Source organism: Solwaraspora sp. WMMA2059, from assembly GCF_027497315.1.
Taxonomy (GTDB): domain Bacteria; phylum Actinomycetota; class Actinomycetes; order Mycobacteriales; family Micromonosporaceae; genus Micromonospora_E.
This window is the reverse complement of record NZ_CP114908.1, coordinates 1572540-1589060: the sequence shown is the minus strand read 5'-3', so window position 1 is coordinate 1589060 and position 16521 is coordinate 1572540. Positions and strand designations below refer to the sequence as shown.

At 68.7% G+C, this 16521-nt stretch carries 16 protein-coding genes and 1 pseudogene; 12 read left to right on the top strand and 5 right to left on the bottom strand.

Annotation, left to right across the window (positions count from 1 at the left end):
• Positions 1–96 precede the first annotated feature (96 nt).
• On the bottom strand, positions 97–531 hold the full coding sequence (locus O7553_RS07215; protein ID WP_281554054.1) for a PIN domain-containing protein: 435 nt from the start codon (positions 529–531) through the stop codon (positions 97–99).
• A 712-nt stretch (positions 532–1243) separates the two neighbouring features.
• On the opposite strand from O7553_RS07215, the gene O7553_RS07210 reads away from it, so the two are divergent.
• The 10 genes from O7553_RS07210 to O7553_RS07165 all read left to right on the top strand — a co-directional run bounded on the left by O7553_RS07210 (position 1244) and on the right by O7553_RS07165 (position 10453).
• On the top strand, positions 1244–2359 hold the full coding sequence (locus O7553_RS07210) for a transposase (protein ID WP_281554053.1): 1116 nt from the start codon (positions 1244–1246) through the stop codon (positions 2357–2359).
• Positions 2360–2398: 39 nt separating this feature from the next.
• Positions 2399–3856, top strand: coding sequence for an IS256 family transposase (locus O7553_RS07205; RefSeq protein WP_281550874.1), 1458 nt, complete (start codon positions 2399–2401; stop codon positions 3854–3856).
• A gap of 64 nt (positions 3857–3920) precedes the next feature.
• A complete protein-coding gene (locus tag O7553_RS07200) occupies positions 3921–4496 on the top strand; it encodes a transposase (RefSeq protein ID WP_281555513.1) in 576 nt (191 codons plus the stop codon).
• A 750-nt stretch (positions 4497–5246) separates the two neighbouring features.
• Positions 5247–5456, top strand: coding sequence for a hypothetical protein (locus O7553_RS07195; RefSeq protein ID WP_281554052.1), 210 nt, complete (start codon positions 5247–5249; stop codon positions 5454–5456).
• Positions 5457–5988: 532 nt separating this feature from the next.
• Positions 5989–7257 (top strand): IS4 family transposase, encoded by a 1269-nt coding sequence (locus tag O7553_RS07190; protein WP_281554051.1) that lies wholly within the window; start codon positions 5989–5991, stop codon positions 7255–7257.
• A complete protein-coding gene (locus tag O7553_RS07185; RefSeq protein ID WP_281550650.1) occupies positions 7232–7468 on the top strand; it encodes a hypothetical protein in 237 nt (78 codons plus the stop codon). Before O7553_RS07190 ends, O7553_RS07185 begins: the two co-directional genes overlap by 26 nt.
• 82 nt (positions 7469–7550) lie before the next feature.
• On the top strand, positions 7551–7802 hold the full coding sequence (locus tag O7553_RS07180) for a hypothetical protein (protein WP_281554050.1): 252 nt from the start codon (positions 7551–7553) through the stop codon (positions 7800–7802).
• 19 nt (positions 7803–7821) lie between these two features.
• Positions 7822–8583, top strand: a complete 762-nt coding sequence (locus O7553_RS07175) for an ATP-binding cassette domain-containing protein (RefSeq protein ID WP_281554049.1) — start codon at positions 7822–7824, stop codon at positions 8581–8583.
• Between the two features lie 35 nt (positions 8584–8618).
• Positions 8619–9836 (top strand): hypothetical protein, encoded by a 1218-nt coding sequence (locus O7553_RS07170; RefSeq protein ID WP_281554048.1) that lies wholly within the window; start codon positions 8619–8621, stop codon positions 9834–9836.
• 44 nt (positions 9837–9880) lie between these two features.
• A complete protein-coding gene (locus O7553_RS07165) occupies positions 9881–10453 on the top strand; it encodes a hypothetical protein (RefSeq protein WP_281554047.1) in 573 nt (190 codons plus the stop codon).
• Positions 10454–10482: 29 nt separating this feature from the next.
• On the opposite strand, the gene O7553_RS07160 is transcribed toward O7553_RS07165, so the two are convergent.
• On the bottom strand, positions 10483–12012 hold the full coding sequence (locus O7553_RS07160; protein ID WP_281554046.1) for a recombinase family protein: 1530 nt from the start codon (positions 12010–12012) through the stop codon (positions 10483–10485).
• 1117 nt (positions 12013–13129) lie between these two features.
• Here O7553_RS07160 and O7553_RS30135 point away from each other — a divergent pair.
• Positions 13130–13276 (top strand): annotated as a pseudogene (locus O7553_RS30135) (hypothetical protein); the annotation flags it as partial.
• Between the two features lie 43 nt (positions 13277–13319).
• Positions 13320–13766, top strand: a complete 447-nt coding sequence (locus O7553_RS07150; protein ID WP_348650091.1) for a hypothetical protein — start codon at positions 13320–13322, stop codon at positions 13764–13766.
• A gap of 51 nt (positions 13767–13817) precedes the next feature.
• Here O7553_RS07150 and O7553_RS07145 read toward each other — a convergent pair whose 3' ends face one another.
• Genes O7553_RS07145 through O7553_RS07135 form a run of 3 tightly spaced genes read right to left on the bottom strand, consistent with a single transcriptional unit; the run spans position 13818 to position 16482 of the window.
• Positions 13818–14477: a response regulator transcription factor gene (locus O7553_RS07145; protein WP_281554044.1), complete on the bottom strand. Its 660-nt coding sequence runs from the start codon at positions 14475–14477 to the stop codon at positions 13818–13820.
• The gene (locus O7553_RS07140) at positions 14474–15664 is read right to left on the bottom strand and encodes a histidine kinase (protein ID WP_281554043.1); all 1191 of its coding nucleotides are present in this window, start codon (positions 15662–15664) and stop codon (positions 14474–14476) included. Before O7553_RS07140 ends, O7553_RS07145 begins: the two co-directional genes overlap by 4 nt.
• Positions 15661–16482: a CPBP family intramembrane glutamic endopeptidase gene (locus tag O7553_RS07135; protein ID WP_281555512.1), complete on the bottom strand. Its 822-nt coding sequence runs from the start codon at positions 16480–16482 to the stop codon at positions 15661–15663. The genes O7553_RS07140 and O7553_RS07135 overlap by 4 nt, the downstream gene beginning before the upstream one ends.
• Positions 16483–16521 lie beyond the last annotated feature (39 nt).

Below are 16521 nucleotides of genomic sequence, written 5' to 3'. Positions count from 1 at the left end.
CGTCGCCGGCCTGACCGTGGCCCACTGACTTCGCCACCGGTGTGACGCCTCGGCGCGCGGAGCCCAGGTGATCTATCTGCGGCGCGACGTGAGCCGTCAGACGTGCACCACCACGACCCGCTGCTCCTTCGGCCGGTCCAGCTCCTCGACGAGGCGGTTCATGTCGTCCGGGTCGCTGGTCAGCAGCACGACGGGACGCGGCATCTCCAAAGCGGTAACGGCAACCACCGCGTCGATGGCACAACGGTGCCCCGACAGCCCGGTCGCTCCGAGAAGTTCACCTGCCCGCCTGCCGATCTGCGGGCTCACCGGCTGCACCACGATCCTCGACAGCACCCTGTGGAGGCGGGCATCACGCGGCCCACCTCGAAGGACCTCCGTCAGCGTGACAGCACTCGCCACGACCCTGGCGCCGCGTTCCCGGGCCGCCTCCAGGAAGGCCCTCGACTTGTTGTCGCCCTGTGCGAGCTTTACCAGGCCTTCGCTGTCGAGTACCAGCGTGCCGCCTGTTCCTACCGCCCGTCTGGCCATGACGCCCTCGCCTCGTCCAACGCGTCAGGTGGCACAGGTCCGTGCTCCGAGCGGAGGAGATCCGAAAGCTCCCCGATGAGATCCGACTCAAGCTGTCGAGCGACCGCTTCAGTCACGTACTGGCTGAACTCCCCCCGGCCCACCCGCTGCTGCACGGCGATAGTCAAGTCTTCTGGCATCGACACACTCACTTTGCGTGCGCGGCCGACCAGCCGGAGCCTGCGGCCAGCGCCGGACGCCTCGCCCACGACGGCTGCTTCCAACTCAGCCAGCAGGTCGGGCGACGCTGCCCCAGGGTCACGAATCGCCTCCAGGACTTCCGGGAGCATCAGACGCAGGCGATCCGCAGGGTCGCCCGCGCCCGGTGGGAGCGGTTCGACAGCCATACGGCCAATGCTACCAGCGGTAGGAACCTTGCGCCGTCACCATCGAAGCGGACGACGGGTCAGCGGCACCCGTTGGGCTTGGTGGCCAGGGGGACTAAATTTGCTCCCTTACTGCCGCCACTATCAACATATAGCGCATAGGTGGTCTTGCGGCAAGACCCGGGTCGTCGTAAGTAGTCCCAGTTCCCGTGGGTGACTTTGTGTAGTCGGACAGTTGGTGCGTGCTCCGGCAGCCGTGGTGGTGTTGATTTGCGGCCGTGACGGTCTCGGTTGGTGCTTCGGTGGAGGCGGATGCTGACGCGGGGTTGAGGTCTGCGCTGGCTCGGGTGGTGGAGGCCAACGAGCGGTGGGAGCGGTTGGCCGGGCAGTTGCGGGAGGAGAACGCGGCGCTGCGGGTGGAGAACGAGCGGTTGCGGGAACGTGATGTGCGGCGTGAGGCCGAGTTGGAGCGGGTGTCGGCGGAGTTGGCGGTGTTGCAGCGGTTGGTGTTCGGGCGTTCGTCGGAGCGGGTTCGGCCGCAGCCGACGGCGGGCGACGGTGACGGCCAGGCGGGGTATGGCGGTGAGCCTGGCGAGCGTGAGCGGGAGAGGGCACCGCGGCGGGGGCCGGGAGGGCGGGCCGGTCGCAGGGATTACTCGCATCTGCCGCGGGTGGAGGTGGTGTGGGACTTCGCCGGGGGCGGGTACTGCTGCCCGGACTGTTCGTCGCGGTTCGAGGCGTTCGACGATCACGCCTTCGAGCAGGTCGATTGGCGGGTGACGGTGCGGGTGGTGGTGCACCGTCGGCGCCGGTACCGGCGGCGGTGCCGGTGTGCCGGGGCGAGGACGGTGACCGCGCCGGGCCCGCCGAAAGCGGTCGGCAAGGGCCGGTTCAGTAACGGGTTCATCGCGATGCTGCTGGTCGAACGGTTCGTGGCCGGGCGCTCCCAGAACTCCCTGATCGCCGGGCTGGCACGCCAGGGCGCCGAGGTCAGCTCCTCGACGTTGGTCGGGACCTGCGCGGCCGCCGGGACGTTGCTGGCGCCGTTGGAGGAGCGGATTGTCGCCCGGTCCCGTGATTCGTGGCATCCGCACGCCGACGAGACGTCGTGGCACGTGTTCACCCCCGATGGTGGTGACGGGCCGGCCCGCTGGTGGCTGTGGGTGTTCATCGGCGCGGACACCACCTGTTTCGTGATGGACCCGACCCGCGCCGGCGCTGTTTTGGCCCGCCACGCCGGGATCGACACCGCCACCGGACAGCTGACCCCGCACGCTGATGGTGGGCCACGGCGGCTGGTCGTCTCCAGCGACTTCTACACCGTCTACGCCTCGGCCGGGCGTAGGACCGACGGCCTGACCAACCTGTACTGCTGGGCCCATGTCCGCCGGTACTTCGTGCGCGCCGGGGGACGGGCCTGTAGGGAGATCTGTGTAACGGATGTCAGTAGAAGTCCGTTATGACCGGTGGGTAGCCGGTCGACACAGTGAGGACCAGTTTCGATGACACTTTCAACGGTGGAGCAGTACGACTCCGGCGTCGATGCCGACGCGGAGGTCGCGGCGTTGACGCGGCGGATCGCCGCTGACGGGCCGCGGCTGCCTCTGGCGGCGGCGGTGCCGGACGAGGCGGCGGCGCGTGAATCGGCCCGCCGGGCGGTGGCGGATCTGATCGACAAGCAGGCCCTGGACGCGTTGCTGGCCCAGGTCAAGGGTGACGGGCTGCGGCTGACCGGGCCGGGCGGGTTCCTGTCCGAGCTGGTACGCGCCGTTCTGGAACGGGGGCTGCGGGCCGAGTTGACCGAGCATCTGGGCTACGCCCGTCGTGACGCGTCGGGTAACGGCTCGGGTAACTCGCGTAACGGGTCGACCGCGAAGACGGTGCAGACCGAGATCGGCCCGGTCGATGTGAAGGTGCCCCGGGACCGGGCGGGCACGTTCACCCCGATGCTGGTGCCGAAGAACGCCCGCCGGCTCGGTGGCCTGTCGGACGTGATCATCAGCCTGTACGCGGGTGGGATGACGGTCCGCGACATCTGTCACCACCTGCAGCGGGTCTACGGCACCGAGGTGTCACCCGACACGGTCTCCACCATCACCGACGAAGTTCTGGAGGAGGTGAAGGCGTGGCAGCACCGGCCGTTGGACGAGGTGTACCCGATCGTCTACGTCGACGCGTTGATGGTGAAGGTCCGCGACGGCGCCCAGGTCCGTAACAAGGCCTGTTACCTCGTCGTGGGGGTCAACACCGACGGGGTCAAGCACGTCCTCGGTATCTGGGTGCAGCAGACCGAGGGGGCGAAGTTCTGGATGCAGGTCTGCACCGAGCTGCGTAACCGTGGGGTGCGTGATGTGCTGATCGCCTGCTGTGACGGGTTGACCGGTCTGCCCGAGGCGATCGAGGCGGTGTGGCCGCACACCACCGTGCAGACGTGTGTGGTGCATCTGATCCGGGCGGCGACGAAGTTCGTGTCCTACAAGGACCGTAGGGTGATGGCCGCCGCGTTGAAGGACATCTACACCGCTCCGACGGTGGAGGCGGCCGAGACCGCGATGCTCGGTTTCGCCGACAGCCCGCTCGGTAGGCGGTACCCGGCCGCGGTCGCGGTCTGGGAACGGGCGTGGGATCGGTTCACTCCGTTCCTGGCGTTCCCGCCCGAGGTCCGCCGGATCATCTACACCACCAACGCGATCGAGAGTTTCAACTACCAGATCCGGAAGATCATCAAGAACCGTGGGCATTTCCCCACCGACGACGCCGTGATCAAGCTGATCTGGCTCGCGATCGCCGACATCGAGGACAAACGCGCCCGGCAACGCGCCGCCGAGGCCGGTAGACCCGCGAACTCCCGCACCGCGCCGCCACGGCTGGTCGAAGGCGCCGGCGTGCACGGCTGGAAACAGGCCCTCAACGCGTTGGACCTGTTCTTCCCGAACCGTATCCCCATCGATGCCCGATAGTTGGACAGGATAGGGCGTTACACAGAAATTCGGACAGGCTCCCGGGGACGCGAACCCGACCCAACTGGCGTATTGGACCCGAGACTGGCTGGACCGGATCAAGGCCCTGTACCACGCCCACGACGAGCTGACCGACGCGTGGAACGCATCCACGGCCGCCGCAGGGACGGCGGCGACCCGGCTGGACGACGCGTACACCGCCTGGGACACCGCCCTGCAGGCGATCGACACCGCCCGGCAGGCCCAGATGGCCAGCCCCGGCCTGCAACAACCCGCGAAGAAGGCCCTGGCCACCCTGGACCGCGAGTGGGACGGCCTGACCGCGCACCGCGACTACCCGATGATCAGCCTGGACAACAACACGTCCGAGCGGGCACTGCGACGGCCCGTCATCACCCGCAAGAACGCCTACGGCTCCCGCACCGACGACGCCGCGCGCCTCGCCGCGACCGTCTGGACCGTCACCGCCACCGCCGAACAGGCCGGCCTCAACGTCCTGACCTACCTCACCGCCTACCTCGACGCCTGCGGTCGCAACGGCGGCAGACCCCTGACCGGCCCCGACCTCCAACGATTCCTGCCCTGGACCGCGTCCCCCGCCGACCTGCACACCTGGGCCCAGCCACCCCCGACCGGCTGACACCCACACCGACCACCGCGACGGCGACGCCACACCCGGCCACGCCGACCATCAGCATGCCCACAAACCGCGTCGCCCAACCCCACGAGACTTGGGACTACTTACGCACCACGAGCGTGTCGCAGGGGCGCCGCCGACCGCTCCGACGGAGGCGGGACCGGTGCCGGCGTGCCGGTAACACCCATCGCCCCGGCGGTCCGGGCGCTACCGGTAGCCCCGTAACGCCAGCCGGGGCGGTAACGCCTACGAGCACCTGGTAACGCCTCGACCCGAATGCCTCGCAACTGATCTGTGCATTTCGTCACACCCTATTGTCCCGGCCTGTGTCGGGCTTTGTTTTCCCGTGTCGCCTCGTGCCGGAAACGGCTGTCACCGAGGGCTACGGGTAGCGCGGGTGGTAACGCCCTCGCGTCATTCTCAACTGAAGGAAAGGCGAAAAGCGATGACCGCAGTGAACCGGAAACCAGCGGAACCGACCGTGGAGGACGATGGCCACAAGCCAGACGACACCTGACCCACGCCGTCGCCCACCAGGCGACCGGTCGCCGGACCTGGCCTCTCCCGGCCAAGACGGCGACCCCACCCCCGCCGACCACCCGACCGGCCAGCCCAACGCCAGGGGGGCGTTACCGCTGGCCACCCCTCCACCCCCGCACCCGAACAACAGCCCGCATCAGCCGACCGGACCCGCCAACCCCACCCAACCACGACCACGAGCAGGACAGCGACCCGTCCGAGGTGAAAGCGATCATGCGGGCACGCCTCGCCGCGATGGCCGCGCCCCGCGACACCGACGACCCCGAACTCGCGGCACTCCGCGCCATCCTCCGCGACCAGGCACTGATGGCCCACGTGACCGCCAACGTCGACCAGTGGCCGCCGCTCGCAGACGCGCAGCGCGCCACCGTGGCGGCGCTACTCGGCCGACGTCGACGGCAGACGAGACGCAGCAACGGATAGAGACCAACGCGCGTGTGGCGGGGCATCCCTTCGGGAGTGCCCCGCCCGGCAGCCGAGCCGCCGTCGAGGGCTGCCCAGTGCGCGTTGCGCATCGAAAATAGGTAAAAATGCGACAGCCGTGGCGGCCGGGGTGCGGCGTGGGAGCCTGCGCCCTGGTGGAACCATTCAGGAATCCGTCACTACTCTGAAGATCATTTCTTCAGGTGTCGAGCGTCCGGCCGAAGAAATTTGTCCGATTCGGAAATTTCTTGCTGATTTCTGTAAGTAAATTCGGAATTTGGATGAGTTGAGAGTTCTCCGAATGACTGTCTGTGACGGGGTGGCGCATTGACCCTGGGCGTTGGGGAGTGGTGTAGTGAATTCGGCTAGCCGCTGTCGATGCGTTCGTTGGTCATCCTGGAACGAGGATTTGGAGAATCGTATGAGGCGATTGGTCGGAGCCGTTTTGGCGGGAGCTCTGGGGTTGTCGGTCCTGGCGGTCGCTAGTCCCAATGCCGTTAACTTAGTGTGGGGCGGTCTATGATCTCTGCTCGTGGCGAGGGCTGGTCAGGTCAAGGCGGGGTCGCGGGTTCGGTTGCCGGATCTGGTGGGGGTCGGGGTGTTGACGGCGGCGTTCCCGCCGGAGTCGGTGGATCTGGCGATCGAGGAGTGGGATGCGCGGGAGCAGCGGCATCGGCTGCTGCCGGCTCGGTTGATGGCGTACTACGTGATGGCGTGCGTGTTGTTTCTCGACAGCGCGTACGTGGAGGTGTGGAACAAGCTGCTGGGTGGGCTGTCGTGGGCCCGGCGGTACCGGATGCGGCGGCAGGTGGGGATGCAGCCGTCGGCGGCGGCGCTGGCCAAGGCCAGGGTGCGGTTGGGGCCGGAGGCGATGCAGGGGGTGTTGGCGACCTCGATGCGGCCGATGGTGACCGACGCGGCCGCGGCGCCGTGGGCGTACTTCCATGGGTTGCGGAAGCTGGCCGCCGACGGGTTCACCATGAATGTGGCTCGGACGCCGGAGAACGTGGCGCGTTTCGGGATGCCCTCGAACTCGGCCGGACCGGTGGGGTATCCGCAGGTCCGGGTGGTGGCGCTGGCCGAGGTCGGTACCCGCTGCCTGCAAGGCGCCGCCGTGGGCGTGCTGGCCACCGGGGAGCAGAACCTGGCCCGCACGTTGTGGCCACGGTTGGGAACCGGGGACGTGGTCGTGGCCGACCGTAACTTCCTGTCGTACGAGGACCTGACCGCGATCGTGGCCACCAACGCGCACGCGGTACTGCGAGTCAAGGCGGGGGTGGACCTGCCGGTGCTGCAGGTCCTGGCCGACGGCTCGTATGTGTCGAGGATCGCCGACCCGCAACAGGCACGACGGCTGCGCCGCCGCAAGACGAAGGTACCCCCTGAGCAGATCCCCGGCATCAGCGTCCGGGTGATCGGGTACACGGTGGAATCCGAGCCGGACGAGCACGGCAACCGTGAGGTCAGCGAACTGTTCTGCCTGGTGACCACCCTGCTCGACCCGGACGCCTACCCCCTGCGGGATTTCCCCGAGCTCTACCACGAGCGGTGGACCCTGGAGACCGCGATCGGTGACGTGGAGACCCGGCTGCGCGGCGGCGCCGAGGTCGTCCCGCGGTCCGGGCGCCCGGACCTGGTCTACCAGGAGGTCTACGCATTGCTCTGCGTCTACCAGGCCATCCGCGCGCTGATCGTCGCCGGTGCCGAACACGCCGACCTGGACCCCGACCGCATATCGTTCACCCGCACCGTGCAGGCAGCCGCGCGTCACGTCAGTGACGACGCGGCCTTTTCCCCCTGACGACCTGGCCGATCTGGTCGCCGACGTCATCTACGAGATCACCGACGAACGCAACCTCCTACCGGCCACGCCCCGCATCCGCAGCTTCGCCCGCCAACAACGCCAACCCGGACGCCGCTACCCCCGCCAGACAGACGACTACAAGAAACCCCTACCACCCCGCACCAAGATCAGGTTGTGGGTCCTGACCAGGCCAGACACGTTAAGTTGACGGTATTGTCGCTAGTCCGGCATGGGCGGACCCGCCGGGCTGCTCCCAGGGCAACACTGCCTTTAGTCAGAGCGGTGGCTATATGACGGCGTGGAACAACGCTTCGTGCTCCTCGTCGGCGACTCGCACCTTCCGCGTCGAGATCAAGAGGAACGTGACACTGTTGCCCGACCCTGTGGTGTCCAGCTACGACGACTACTATACCGGTACCCTCTATATCGCCAGCACGAGTAGCTGTGACGGCGGACGGAGCGCCAACTACTACGGCCGTTCGTTCTTCACCTCTCACCCGACCTACGTGGACACCGGTAACCTGTTGGTTAACACCTGCTGAACCCAACCGATCGGGGATCATGATGGACGACCCAGTCGTGGGGCGCGGACTGACGCAGCGATACGGGAAACGTAAAGTTTTTCACGATCTTGACGTCACCGTTCCGGCCGGGGTGACGGTCCTCCTCGGGCCAAACGGCGCGGGCAAGACGACACTGCTGAGCACCATCGTGGGCCTCAAACGCCCAGATTCGGGAACTCTCCACGTCCTCGGTCGCGATGTTCTGCGTCGCGGCGGTCTCCGGGCCGTCGCGGCGCGTGTCGGGTTCCTGCCGCAGGTCGTATCCCACTATCCCGGCTACACCGTCCGGGAATTCGTTGCCTACGCCGCATGGCTCAAGGGCGTCTCGGGACGGGATCTCGACATGAAGGTGGATCGGGCAGTCGGGCTGATGGGCCTGACCGATCAGGCCAGCTCCCGTATGGGAATTCTGTCGGGCGGCATGCTGCGCCGGGCGGGTATCGCGCACGCCATCGTCCATGAGCCGGCGCTGCTCATCCTCGACGAGCCGGCAGCTGGTCTCGATCCACAGCAACGGATCGAATTGCGCCGCGTTCTACGTACGCTAGCCGGCGATGCGGCAGTGCTGGTCAGTACGCACGTGGTGGAGGATGCCCGGCATGTCGCGGACACCGTCGTGGTTCTTCACGGTGGTGCGGTGGCGTTCACGGGAACAGTCGGAGGGCTGGAGAGCCTCGCCAGTTCGGAAGGGGACGGGGACAGCGATCTGGAGCGCGGCTACCTCGCCACGCTGCATCGCTCGCGGGTGGTGTCTGTGTGACTCTGATCCGTATCGAGTTACGCCGAGGACCAGGTTTGTGGACCCTTCCGGTCCTGGTGGCCGTCGGCGTGTTCATGGCCCGCGCCCAGCTGAGCACGGACACCGTCTGGTCGTATGCCACGGGCGCGGCGGCAAGCGCCCCGGTACTGATGGCTCCGCTGGGTGCGGGCATCGCCGCCTGGGCGGGAGGGCGTTCGCAGCGTCGCGGCACGCGCTACGCCTGGCTTCTCGCAGGCCGGGATCCGGCGCAGGCTCCGCTGGTCGAGGCCGGCGTGCTGGTGGCGTGCGCCGTCACCGCCTACGGCCTGGTCACGGCGGCAACGCTGCTACCCACAGCAACTTCAGCGACGTGGGGTGGACCATTCTGGTGGTGGCTGGCGTCCGCCGGCATGGGGTTCACCGCCGTGATCGCGGTCGCCTACGCCGTTGGTGTCCTACTGCCGGGCCGGTTCACCCCGTTCGTGGCGGCTCTGGTCACCTACCTGTCGACCATCTTGAACCTCGGGCAAAGCGGGACCACGTACGCGCTGTTCCCGATCACCGTCGAGATCGTCCTGCCGTTCAACACGCCACACACCCCGACGATGCGAGGCCAGATCCTGTGGTTCACTGGCCTCGGTCTGCTGGCCCTCACCCTGGTCGCCATCAAGGTCCGCTCCCCGGCGCGGTCGGTGATCCCAGCGGCTGCCCTGTCGGCAGCACTTGTCGTCGCCGGCACCGCAACCGTGATCGGCGAGAACGGCCGATTCACCACCCTGAACCGCCACATCACCTGGTCCTGCGTTGGCTCCTCACCCGAGGTCTGCGTCCACCCCGCCTTTACCAGCAGCATCTCGGCGATCAGACAACGAGCACAGGCCATCGGCCAGCGACTGGAATCCACACCGTTCGCCATCACCCGGGTCGAGCACCGCCCCCGAGGCGTCGGCGGTCAGCCCACACCCGGCGCGATCGCCTTCGCCCTCGACGCCCCCAGCCCCGACCATTACGACCGCGCAGGCATCGACATCGCCATCGCAGCTCTCGGCGCTGACTCCTGCGCCGTGGGACGCGAGACCAGCGGTCACGCGATGGCCCAACTACTCGTCGCATGGGCAGCGGGCAACGAGAGCCTGTTCATCCCACGAGGCACCGCGCAGCAGCACGCCAAAAACCGCTTCCTTCGCCTGCCACTCACCGCTCAACAGCAGTGGCTGACCGTCCACGCCGACGCCGTCCGTCAGTGTTCCGTGACCCCCGGCGCGTTCACATGACCGGTCACCGGCTCCTGACCAAATCGCGACGAGCGGTGCCCCTGTTGCTCACCCTCGTCATCGTCGCGGCCGTCTCCCGGGAACTCGCCGGCCAGCACCTGATCATCGGCACCACCACACCGATCCCACTGCCATGGGCCGCAGTCCTTCCCGCGATCACCGCCTACCTCACGACCATCGCCATCTGGTCCACCCTGCCACTGCAGGAACACCTCGCCGTTCGCCGCGTCGACCGATACGACCTGTTCTACCTCACCGCCGCAGCCGCCGTCGGCGTCGGGCTCGTCGCCTGGGCCGCCCAACCAGTCACCGGCACCATCACCGCACCCGGTGCCATCCGCAACTACCTCGGACTACTCGGATACACCCTGATCGGAACAACGTTCTTCCACACCACCATGGGCTGGACCATCCCCACCACCCTGCTCACCACCGGCCTGGTCACCGCCGGTGCCGGCATCGATCTGCCCCCGCTGGACTGGCCAGCCCGCCACGACACCGACCCCAGGTCCTGGGCCGCCGCCATCACGATCCTCGTCGCAGGTGTCGCCACCTACGCCAACCCCACCCGCCGACGCGTCCACGCACGACGCGCAGCCCACACCCCACCTCAATAGCGGGCGCGCGCCCAGAGAGGGCACAGCGGCTACACGGCGGCCAAGGTGCCGAGGTCATGTTTCGGCTCAATGCGCACCGTGGTCGGGTCGAACCCGCGTCCCTTCCGCCCGGACGGCAGAATCGTGACCGTCATCAGCCGGTCGATCACCACCCGCTTGTCAGCGAGAGGGGCGTCCCGCCACGCCGTCACCGGGTCCGGGGCGTTCACCAACGGCGACAACGGATCACTACCCACACCCGCGTGCAACTGGGCGTCGATCTCCGCGACCATCGCGGCGGCCTCACGGCGGGCCTCCCGCGCGTACTCGCGGGTCTCCAACCCCCGCAACTCATCCGCCAGAATCCGCTTCATACGCTGCTGGATCGCGGCCCGCTGCGCCCGCAACCCCTCCACATCGACCTGCGGGGCCGGCTCGGCCAGCAACTCGAACGCACGCGGATGCGTCAACGCGTACACCACATGCGCGAACACCGCCGCGTCCACATGCGCCTGATTACGGGCCAGATGGTTGCGCGCCTTGCATGTGTACCGAGGCGCACGCCCCGCGACGGTGACATGAACAGTCACCGCACGCCCCGCTTCCACACCCAGCGGGGTACACACCCCGCACCGGTAGATCCCCGACCCCACCCACCGCGCCGCCGCCCCCGGCCCGGACCGCCGGGACGGATCGGTCAACAGATCCCGCACGGCGAAGAACACCGCCGGATCGACGATCGGCTTCCACGGCGCGACCACCCCCTCCAGGATCTGTCCGCCGTACACCATGAACCCGGCGTTACGCGGACGCAGCAGAATGTCCCGCAGCCCCTCAGCCGACCACGCCGCACCACTCACCGTCGACACCGACCCCGCCCGCAACTCCGCCGCCAACGACCGCAGGGACGCCCCCTGCAGCAGCCGCTGCGAACAGTCCTCGATCACCGCCGCCTCCACCTCGATGCGCGTGACACCGCTCTGGCAGTCCCGGCCACCGTGCCACGGACACACGTACCGGCCAGGGTCACCAGCGCCGACCGGCGGCGGACCGCCGCAGAACCCGAACGGACGCCGACCCCCACCCCACTGACCGTGCATCGCCTGCCGCAACCGCTCCCCACGGACCCGCCGCCCCGTGTCCCGGCTGGCCTTGTTCGCCATCGTCACCATCACCCTCGCCAGCGTGATCTCCGAGTCCGTGCCACCGTCGGTGAACCGCAACGACCCCGACAACGACTGCGCGTTCGCACCCGTCTCCTGAACAGCATCGATCATGTCCTCCAGATCCCGAGGATCACGCACCGCCCGGTCCAGGTCCACCGCCAACACCGCCTGCGACCGGCGGTGCCGCACCCGGTCCAACAACCGGGTGAACCCCGGCCGGATCACCCGCAACACCGTCGACCCGTCCGGCAGCCGGATCTTGCGCCGTTTGAACGCCGACGCCGGTTTAGGCTTGCCGTTAGCCATGTCGTTCTCGACAATGACCTCACCGACCGTCCACCCGAGCTGACCCGCACGGTCCCGCAACAACCGCTCGTGTTCCACGAGCCCCTTGCTCTCACCATCGCTGTTCAAGTCCTCGACCCGCAGGTCAGACAAGCGAAGGTACAGATCCACAACCGTTGGAGGAGTATCAATGCCCATGCACCAACTATGTGCTAGAACCGGGGACCGGGCAAGACCGTCGTCGCCCTGCACCGCACCGCATACCTGCGCTACCACGACCCCCGACTCGGCCAGCGTCGCGGCGGGGTGCTGTTCGTCGGACCGCACCAGCCCTATCTGGCGTACGTCGCCGACGTCCTGCCCAACCTCGGCGAGGACGACGTGCAGACCTGCACCCTGGCCGGCCTGGTCGCCGAGGGTGCAGGCGCAGCGGCCGAACCCGACCCTGAGGTGGCCCGGCTGAAGTCGTCGGCGCGGTGGGAGGCGGCGGTCGAGGCGGCCGTCCGGTTCTACGAGGAGCCGCCGCAGACCGCGACGACGGTGGCCACCGGTTGGACCGAGCTGACCATCACTCCCGGCGACTGGGCCGACGCGTTCGCCGCACCCGGGCCGGGTGTGCCGCACAACGAGGCCCGCGAGCAGATCATGGACGAACTGCTGACCATTCTGGTCGGTCGCTACGACGGCGACGAGCCGGAAGACCAGGTCCGCGCCGCACTGGACCAGAACCGGTCGCTGCGTACGGCGGTCAACCGGGCCTGGCCGCTGCTCGACCCGGCCGACATCGTCGCCGACCTGTGGTCGGTCCCGGCCTACCTGCGCCGGTGCGCGCCGTGGCTCGACCCGGCCGAGATCCGTACGCTGCAACGCGCCGACCCTCGGGCCTGGACAGTCGAAGACCTGCCGCTGCTGGACGCGGCCCGGCTGCGTCTCGGTGACGCGCAGGCGTCCGACCGCGAGCGGCGGCACCGGGCGGCGGTGGCCGTCGAACGGGTCCACCGGGCCCGGGTGATCGACGACCTACTCGACGCGCACAGCTACGACGACGGCGAAGGCGTCCTGGCGATGCTGCGCCACCAGGATCTGCAGGAAACGCTGATCGACGAGACGGCCGGGCCGGACGCCGACCCGGACGCGTTGGCCGGCCCGTTCGCGCACATCGTGGTCGACGAGGCGCAGGAGTTGACCGACGCGCAGTGGCAGATGCTGCTGCGCCGCTGCCCGTCGCGCAGTTTCACCATCGTCGGTGACCGCGCCCAGGCCCGGCACGGCTTCACCGAGTCGTGGCCGGACCGGCTCGCCCGGATCGGGGGGACCGGACACCCTGCGGGACCTGGTCACCCAGCTCGGACCGCAGGCGCGCGCCGCCACGCCCGGCGAGGCCGCCCGCGCCGGGGACGTCGTCGTGGTGACGACCCCATTCAAGGCCTACCTCGATGTCCCCCATCGCGCCGCTGCGCGGCACGGTCGTCATCGACACCATGAACTACTACCCGGAACGCGACGGCCACTTCCCCGAACTCGACGCCGGCCGGACCACCACCGGCGAACTGCTCCAGGCCCACCTGCCCGAGTCGTTCGTCGTCAAGGCGTTCAGCAACATCTTCTTCAAACACCTGGCCACGCTCGGCCGGCCCGCCGGCGCCGCCGACCGCAGCGCCATCGCCATCGCCGGTGACGACCACAACGCGAAGGCCACCGTCGCCGCCCTCATCGACACAATCGGCTACGACGTCCACGACGCGGGCGCCCTCGCCGACAACCGCCGGTTCGGCCCTGGTACGCCGGCCCACCACGCCTACCTCGACCCGGACGGCATGTTCACCGCCCCCGGCCGGCCGGCCGACGCGGCCCGACTCGCCGAACTCCTCGACAGCAACTGACCGGCCGCCAGCCGGCTAGCAGCCGGCTAGGAGACTCCGTGCCGACCTGCGTCAGGCCACCAGGCCACGACGATAGGCGTAGATCACTGCTTGGACGCGGTCACGCAAATCCAGCTTGGTAAGAATGCGCGAGACGTACGTCTTGACGGTCTCCTGGCTGATCACCATGGCCGCGGCGATCTCGCTGTTCGACAGGCCGTCGGCCATCAGCCGCAGCACCTCCAGTTCGCGCGGGGCCAGCGGGACCTCACCCGACGGGTCAGCGACCGGGCGGACCCGTTCCGCGTACCGGCCCACCAGACCGCGGGTCACCTCCGGAGCGAGCAGCGCCGCGCCGGAGGCGACCGTGCGGATGCCCTGGAGCAGCTGGGCCGGGGGCGCGTCCTTGAGCAGAAATCCGCTCGCCCCGGCGCGCAGCGCCTCGTACACGTACTCGTCGAGGTTGAACGTGGTCACCACGAGCACTTTGACCGGCGCCGCCACCCCCGCGCCCGCCAGCATGCGGGTGGCGGCGATGCCGTTCAGGACCGGCATCCGCACGTCCATCACCACCACGTCCGGGCGCAGCCGGCCAGCCAGGTCAACCGCCGTCTGCCCGTCGCCGCACTCCCCCACCACCTGCAGGTCGGGCTGCGCGCCGATGATCGTGGCGAACCCGGTACGGACCAACGCCTGGTCGTCGCAGACCAGGACCCGCAGCGGCACCGTCATGACGGATCCCCTGCGGGGATCCGGGCGCGGACCACGAACCCGCCGCCGGGCCGCCGTCCGGCGCTGAACTTTCCGCCGAGCGCACCCACCCGCTCACGGAGACCGGCGAGGCCACGCCCGCTGCCACCCGGTGACGCGGCGTTCGACCCTGTGCCGTCGGTGTGAACTTCCACAGTGACCTCCCGCACGTCGTAGCGCACCTGGACCACGGTTCGGCCGCCGTGGTCGTGTTTCAAGGCGTTCGTCAACGACTCCTGGACGACCCGGTACGCTGCGGCCTCGGCGCTTCCGGCCACCTCGGGTGGCCTGCCCTGCTGCGTGAACTCCACCGGCTGCCCGCCTTGCCGGGTTTGTTCAACGAGCGAGGCGAGCGAGTAGAGCGGGCCAACGGAACTGTTCGGACCGGTGTCGCCGTCCGCCGACGTGCGCGCCCCGGTTCCGTGATCCGGATTGAGCAGGTCAAGCAGGTGCCGCAGGTCCCCGACGGCTCGCCGGCCGGTGTCGGTGATCGCGGTCAGGCTCTCGTCGAGACGCTCCGGGGCAGCGGTCAGATATCGTGCCGCCTCAGCCTGCACCACCATCGCGGTCACGTGATGCGTCACCACGTCGTGCAACTCCCTGGCGATCCGGGTACGCTCCGCAGCCCGGGTACGCTCCGCGACATGCCGCCGGTGATCCGCCTCGGCGGCCCGCGACATCCGCAGCCACGACCCGACGCCCCAGGCGAAGGCCAACGCCAGGTAGAAGGTCCCGAACCCGATCACTCCCTCGGTCGAGCCGTGCCGGTGCAACGCGACGGCCAGCACCACGTACCCCACCGTGGCCACCGCGACAGTTGTGCGTCGGTGGCGGCCCAGGTGCAGCCCCGCGCTCAGCAGTGCGATCGGCAGGGCCATACCGGCAACCGTGTGGTAGAAGCGCAGCTGATCGATCGCGAAGCCGAGCGCCACCAGACCGAGGCAGAGGGCCGGCAGGCGCCGTCGCACCACGAGCGGCAGACACTCCAGCGCCAGCACCACGCCGGTCAGCCCGTCGAACGGGCGACTGGGCAGGTCACCGAGCTGTGTTCCACGACTGTGCAGCGCGGGCACCAGCGACGCGACCACGAGCAGCAGCGCGAGCGGCAGATCTCGGACCACGACGTCGGACCGCCGCCACAGCTCCGGCAGGCCCCGGAGATCGATCACCGGGCGACTGTAGCGTTCGTCCTGGCCCGACACGGGACGATGTGACCGCGGCGACGCGCGAGCCACAGAAAGAACACGGTCAGCGCCACCCCGGCGCCGACCGTGTAGAGGCTGCCCTCGGGCCCGAAATCGCCACCGGTCAGCAGATCCGGACCCGACGTCGTCGCTTCCAGCAGCCCATGCGGCTCTCCGTTGCCGGAGACCACCGTGCCGAAAATGCCGGCTGCGACGAAGTTCCAGCCAAAGTGCAACCCGATCGGCACCCACAGATTCCGGGTGGCCGCATAGCAGGCGGCGAGCATGAAGCCGGCCGAGATCACGATGGCGACCGCGCCCCACAGCCCGGCGTCCGGATTGCCCAGATGGAACAGACCGAACAGCACCCCGGTCAGCACCAAGGTGAACCAGGTGCCGAGTCGTTCCTCGACGATCCGGAACAACACGCCACGGAAGAGTAGCTCCTCCGTCACCGAGGCGGCCGCCATGAGACCGAGCAGGTCGGCGGCGCCGCTCACCGAGCCCAGGCCGTGCACGTGGTAGCCGCCGAGGAGGGCGATGTTGGCAATGACGGCGCCGAACATCCCGGCCCCGATCAGCACCCCCACGGCAGTTCTGACGACTGCCCCGGAAGCAGCCACCTCGACGGGGGCGCGCTGTTCGGTGCGCCGCACCACCCACCGGTAGACAAGGACGACGGCGACGCAGGTCACGACACCGATGAGCAAGGTGAGCCAGGCGTTGTCCTGTAATGCAGCGGCGCTGCCGCCACCGACGAAGGCGACTGCCCCGACGGCCACCAACTGTTTCACCAGACGCACGAGGATTCCCTTCACCAGGCCGCGACCTGGGTGCCGCGG

Coding starts and splice junctions, on each gene's coding strand:
- O7553_RS07150 (WP_348650091.1), top strand. CDS start 13,320: ATGTCCCCCATCGCGCCGCTGCGCGGCACGGTCGTCATCGACACCATG.
- O7553_RS07175 (WP_281554049.1), top strand. CDS start 7,822: ATGATGGACGACCCAGTCGTGGGGCGCGGACTGACGCAGCGATACGGG.
- O7553_RS07180 (WP_281554050.1), top strand. CDS start 7,551: ATGACGGCGTGGAACAACGCTTCGTGCTCCTCGTCGGCGACTCGCACC.
- O7553_RS07215 (WP_281554054.1), bottom strand. CDS start 531: ATGGCCAGACGGGCGGTAGGAACAGGCGGCACGCTGGTACTCGACAGC.
- O7553_RS07205 (WP_281550874.1), top strand. CDS start 2,399: ATGACACTTTCAACGGTGGAGCAGTACGACTCCGGCGTCGATGCCGAC.
- O7553_RS07145 (WP_281554044.1), bottom strand. CDS start 14,477: ATGACGGTGCCGCTGCGGGTCCTGGTCTGCGACGACCAGGCGTTGGTC.
- O7553_RS07195 (WP_281554052.1), top strand. CDS start 5,247: ATGCGGGCACGCCTCGCCGCGATGGCCGCGCCCCGCGACACCGACGAC.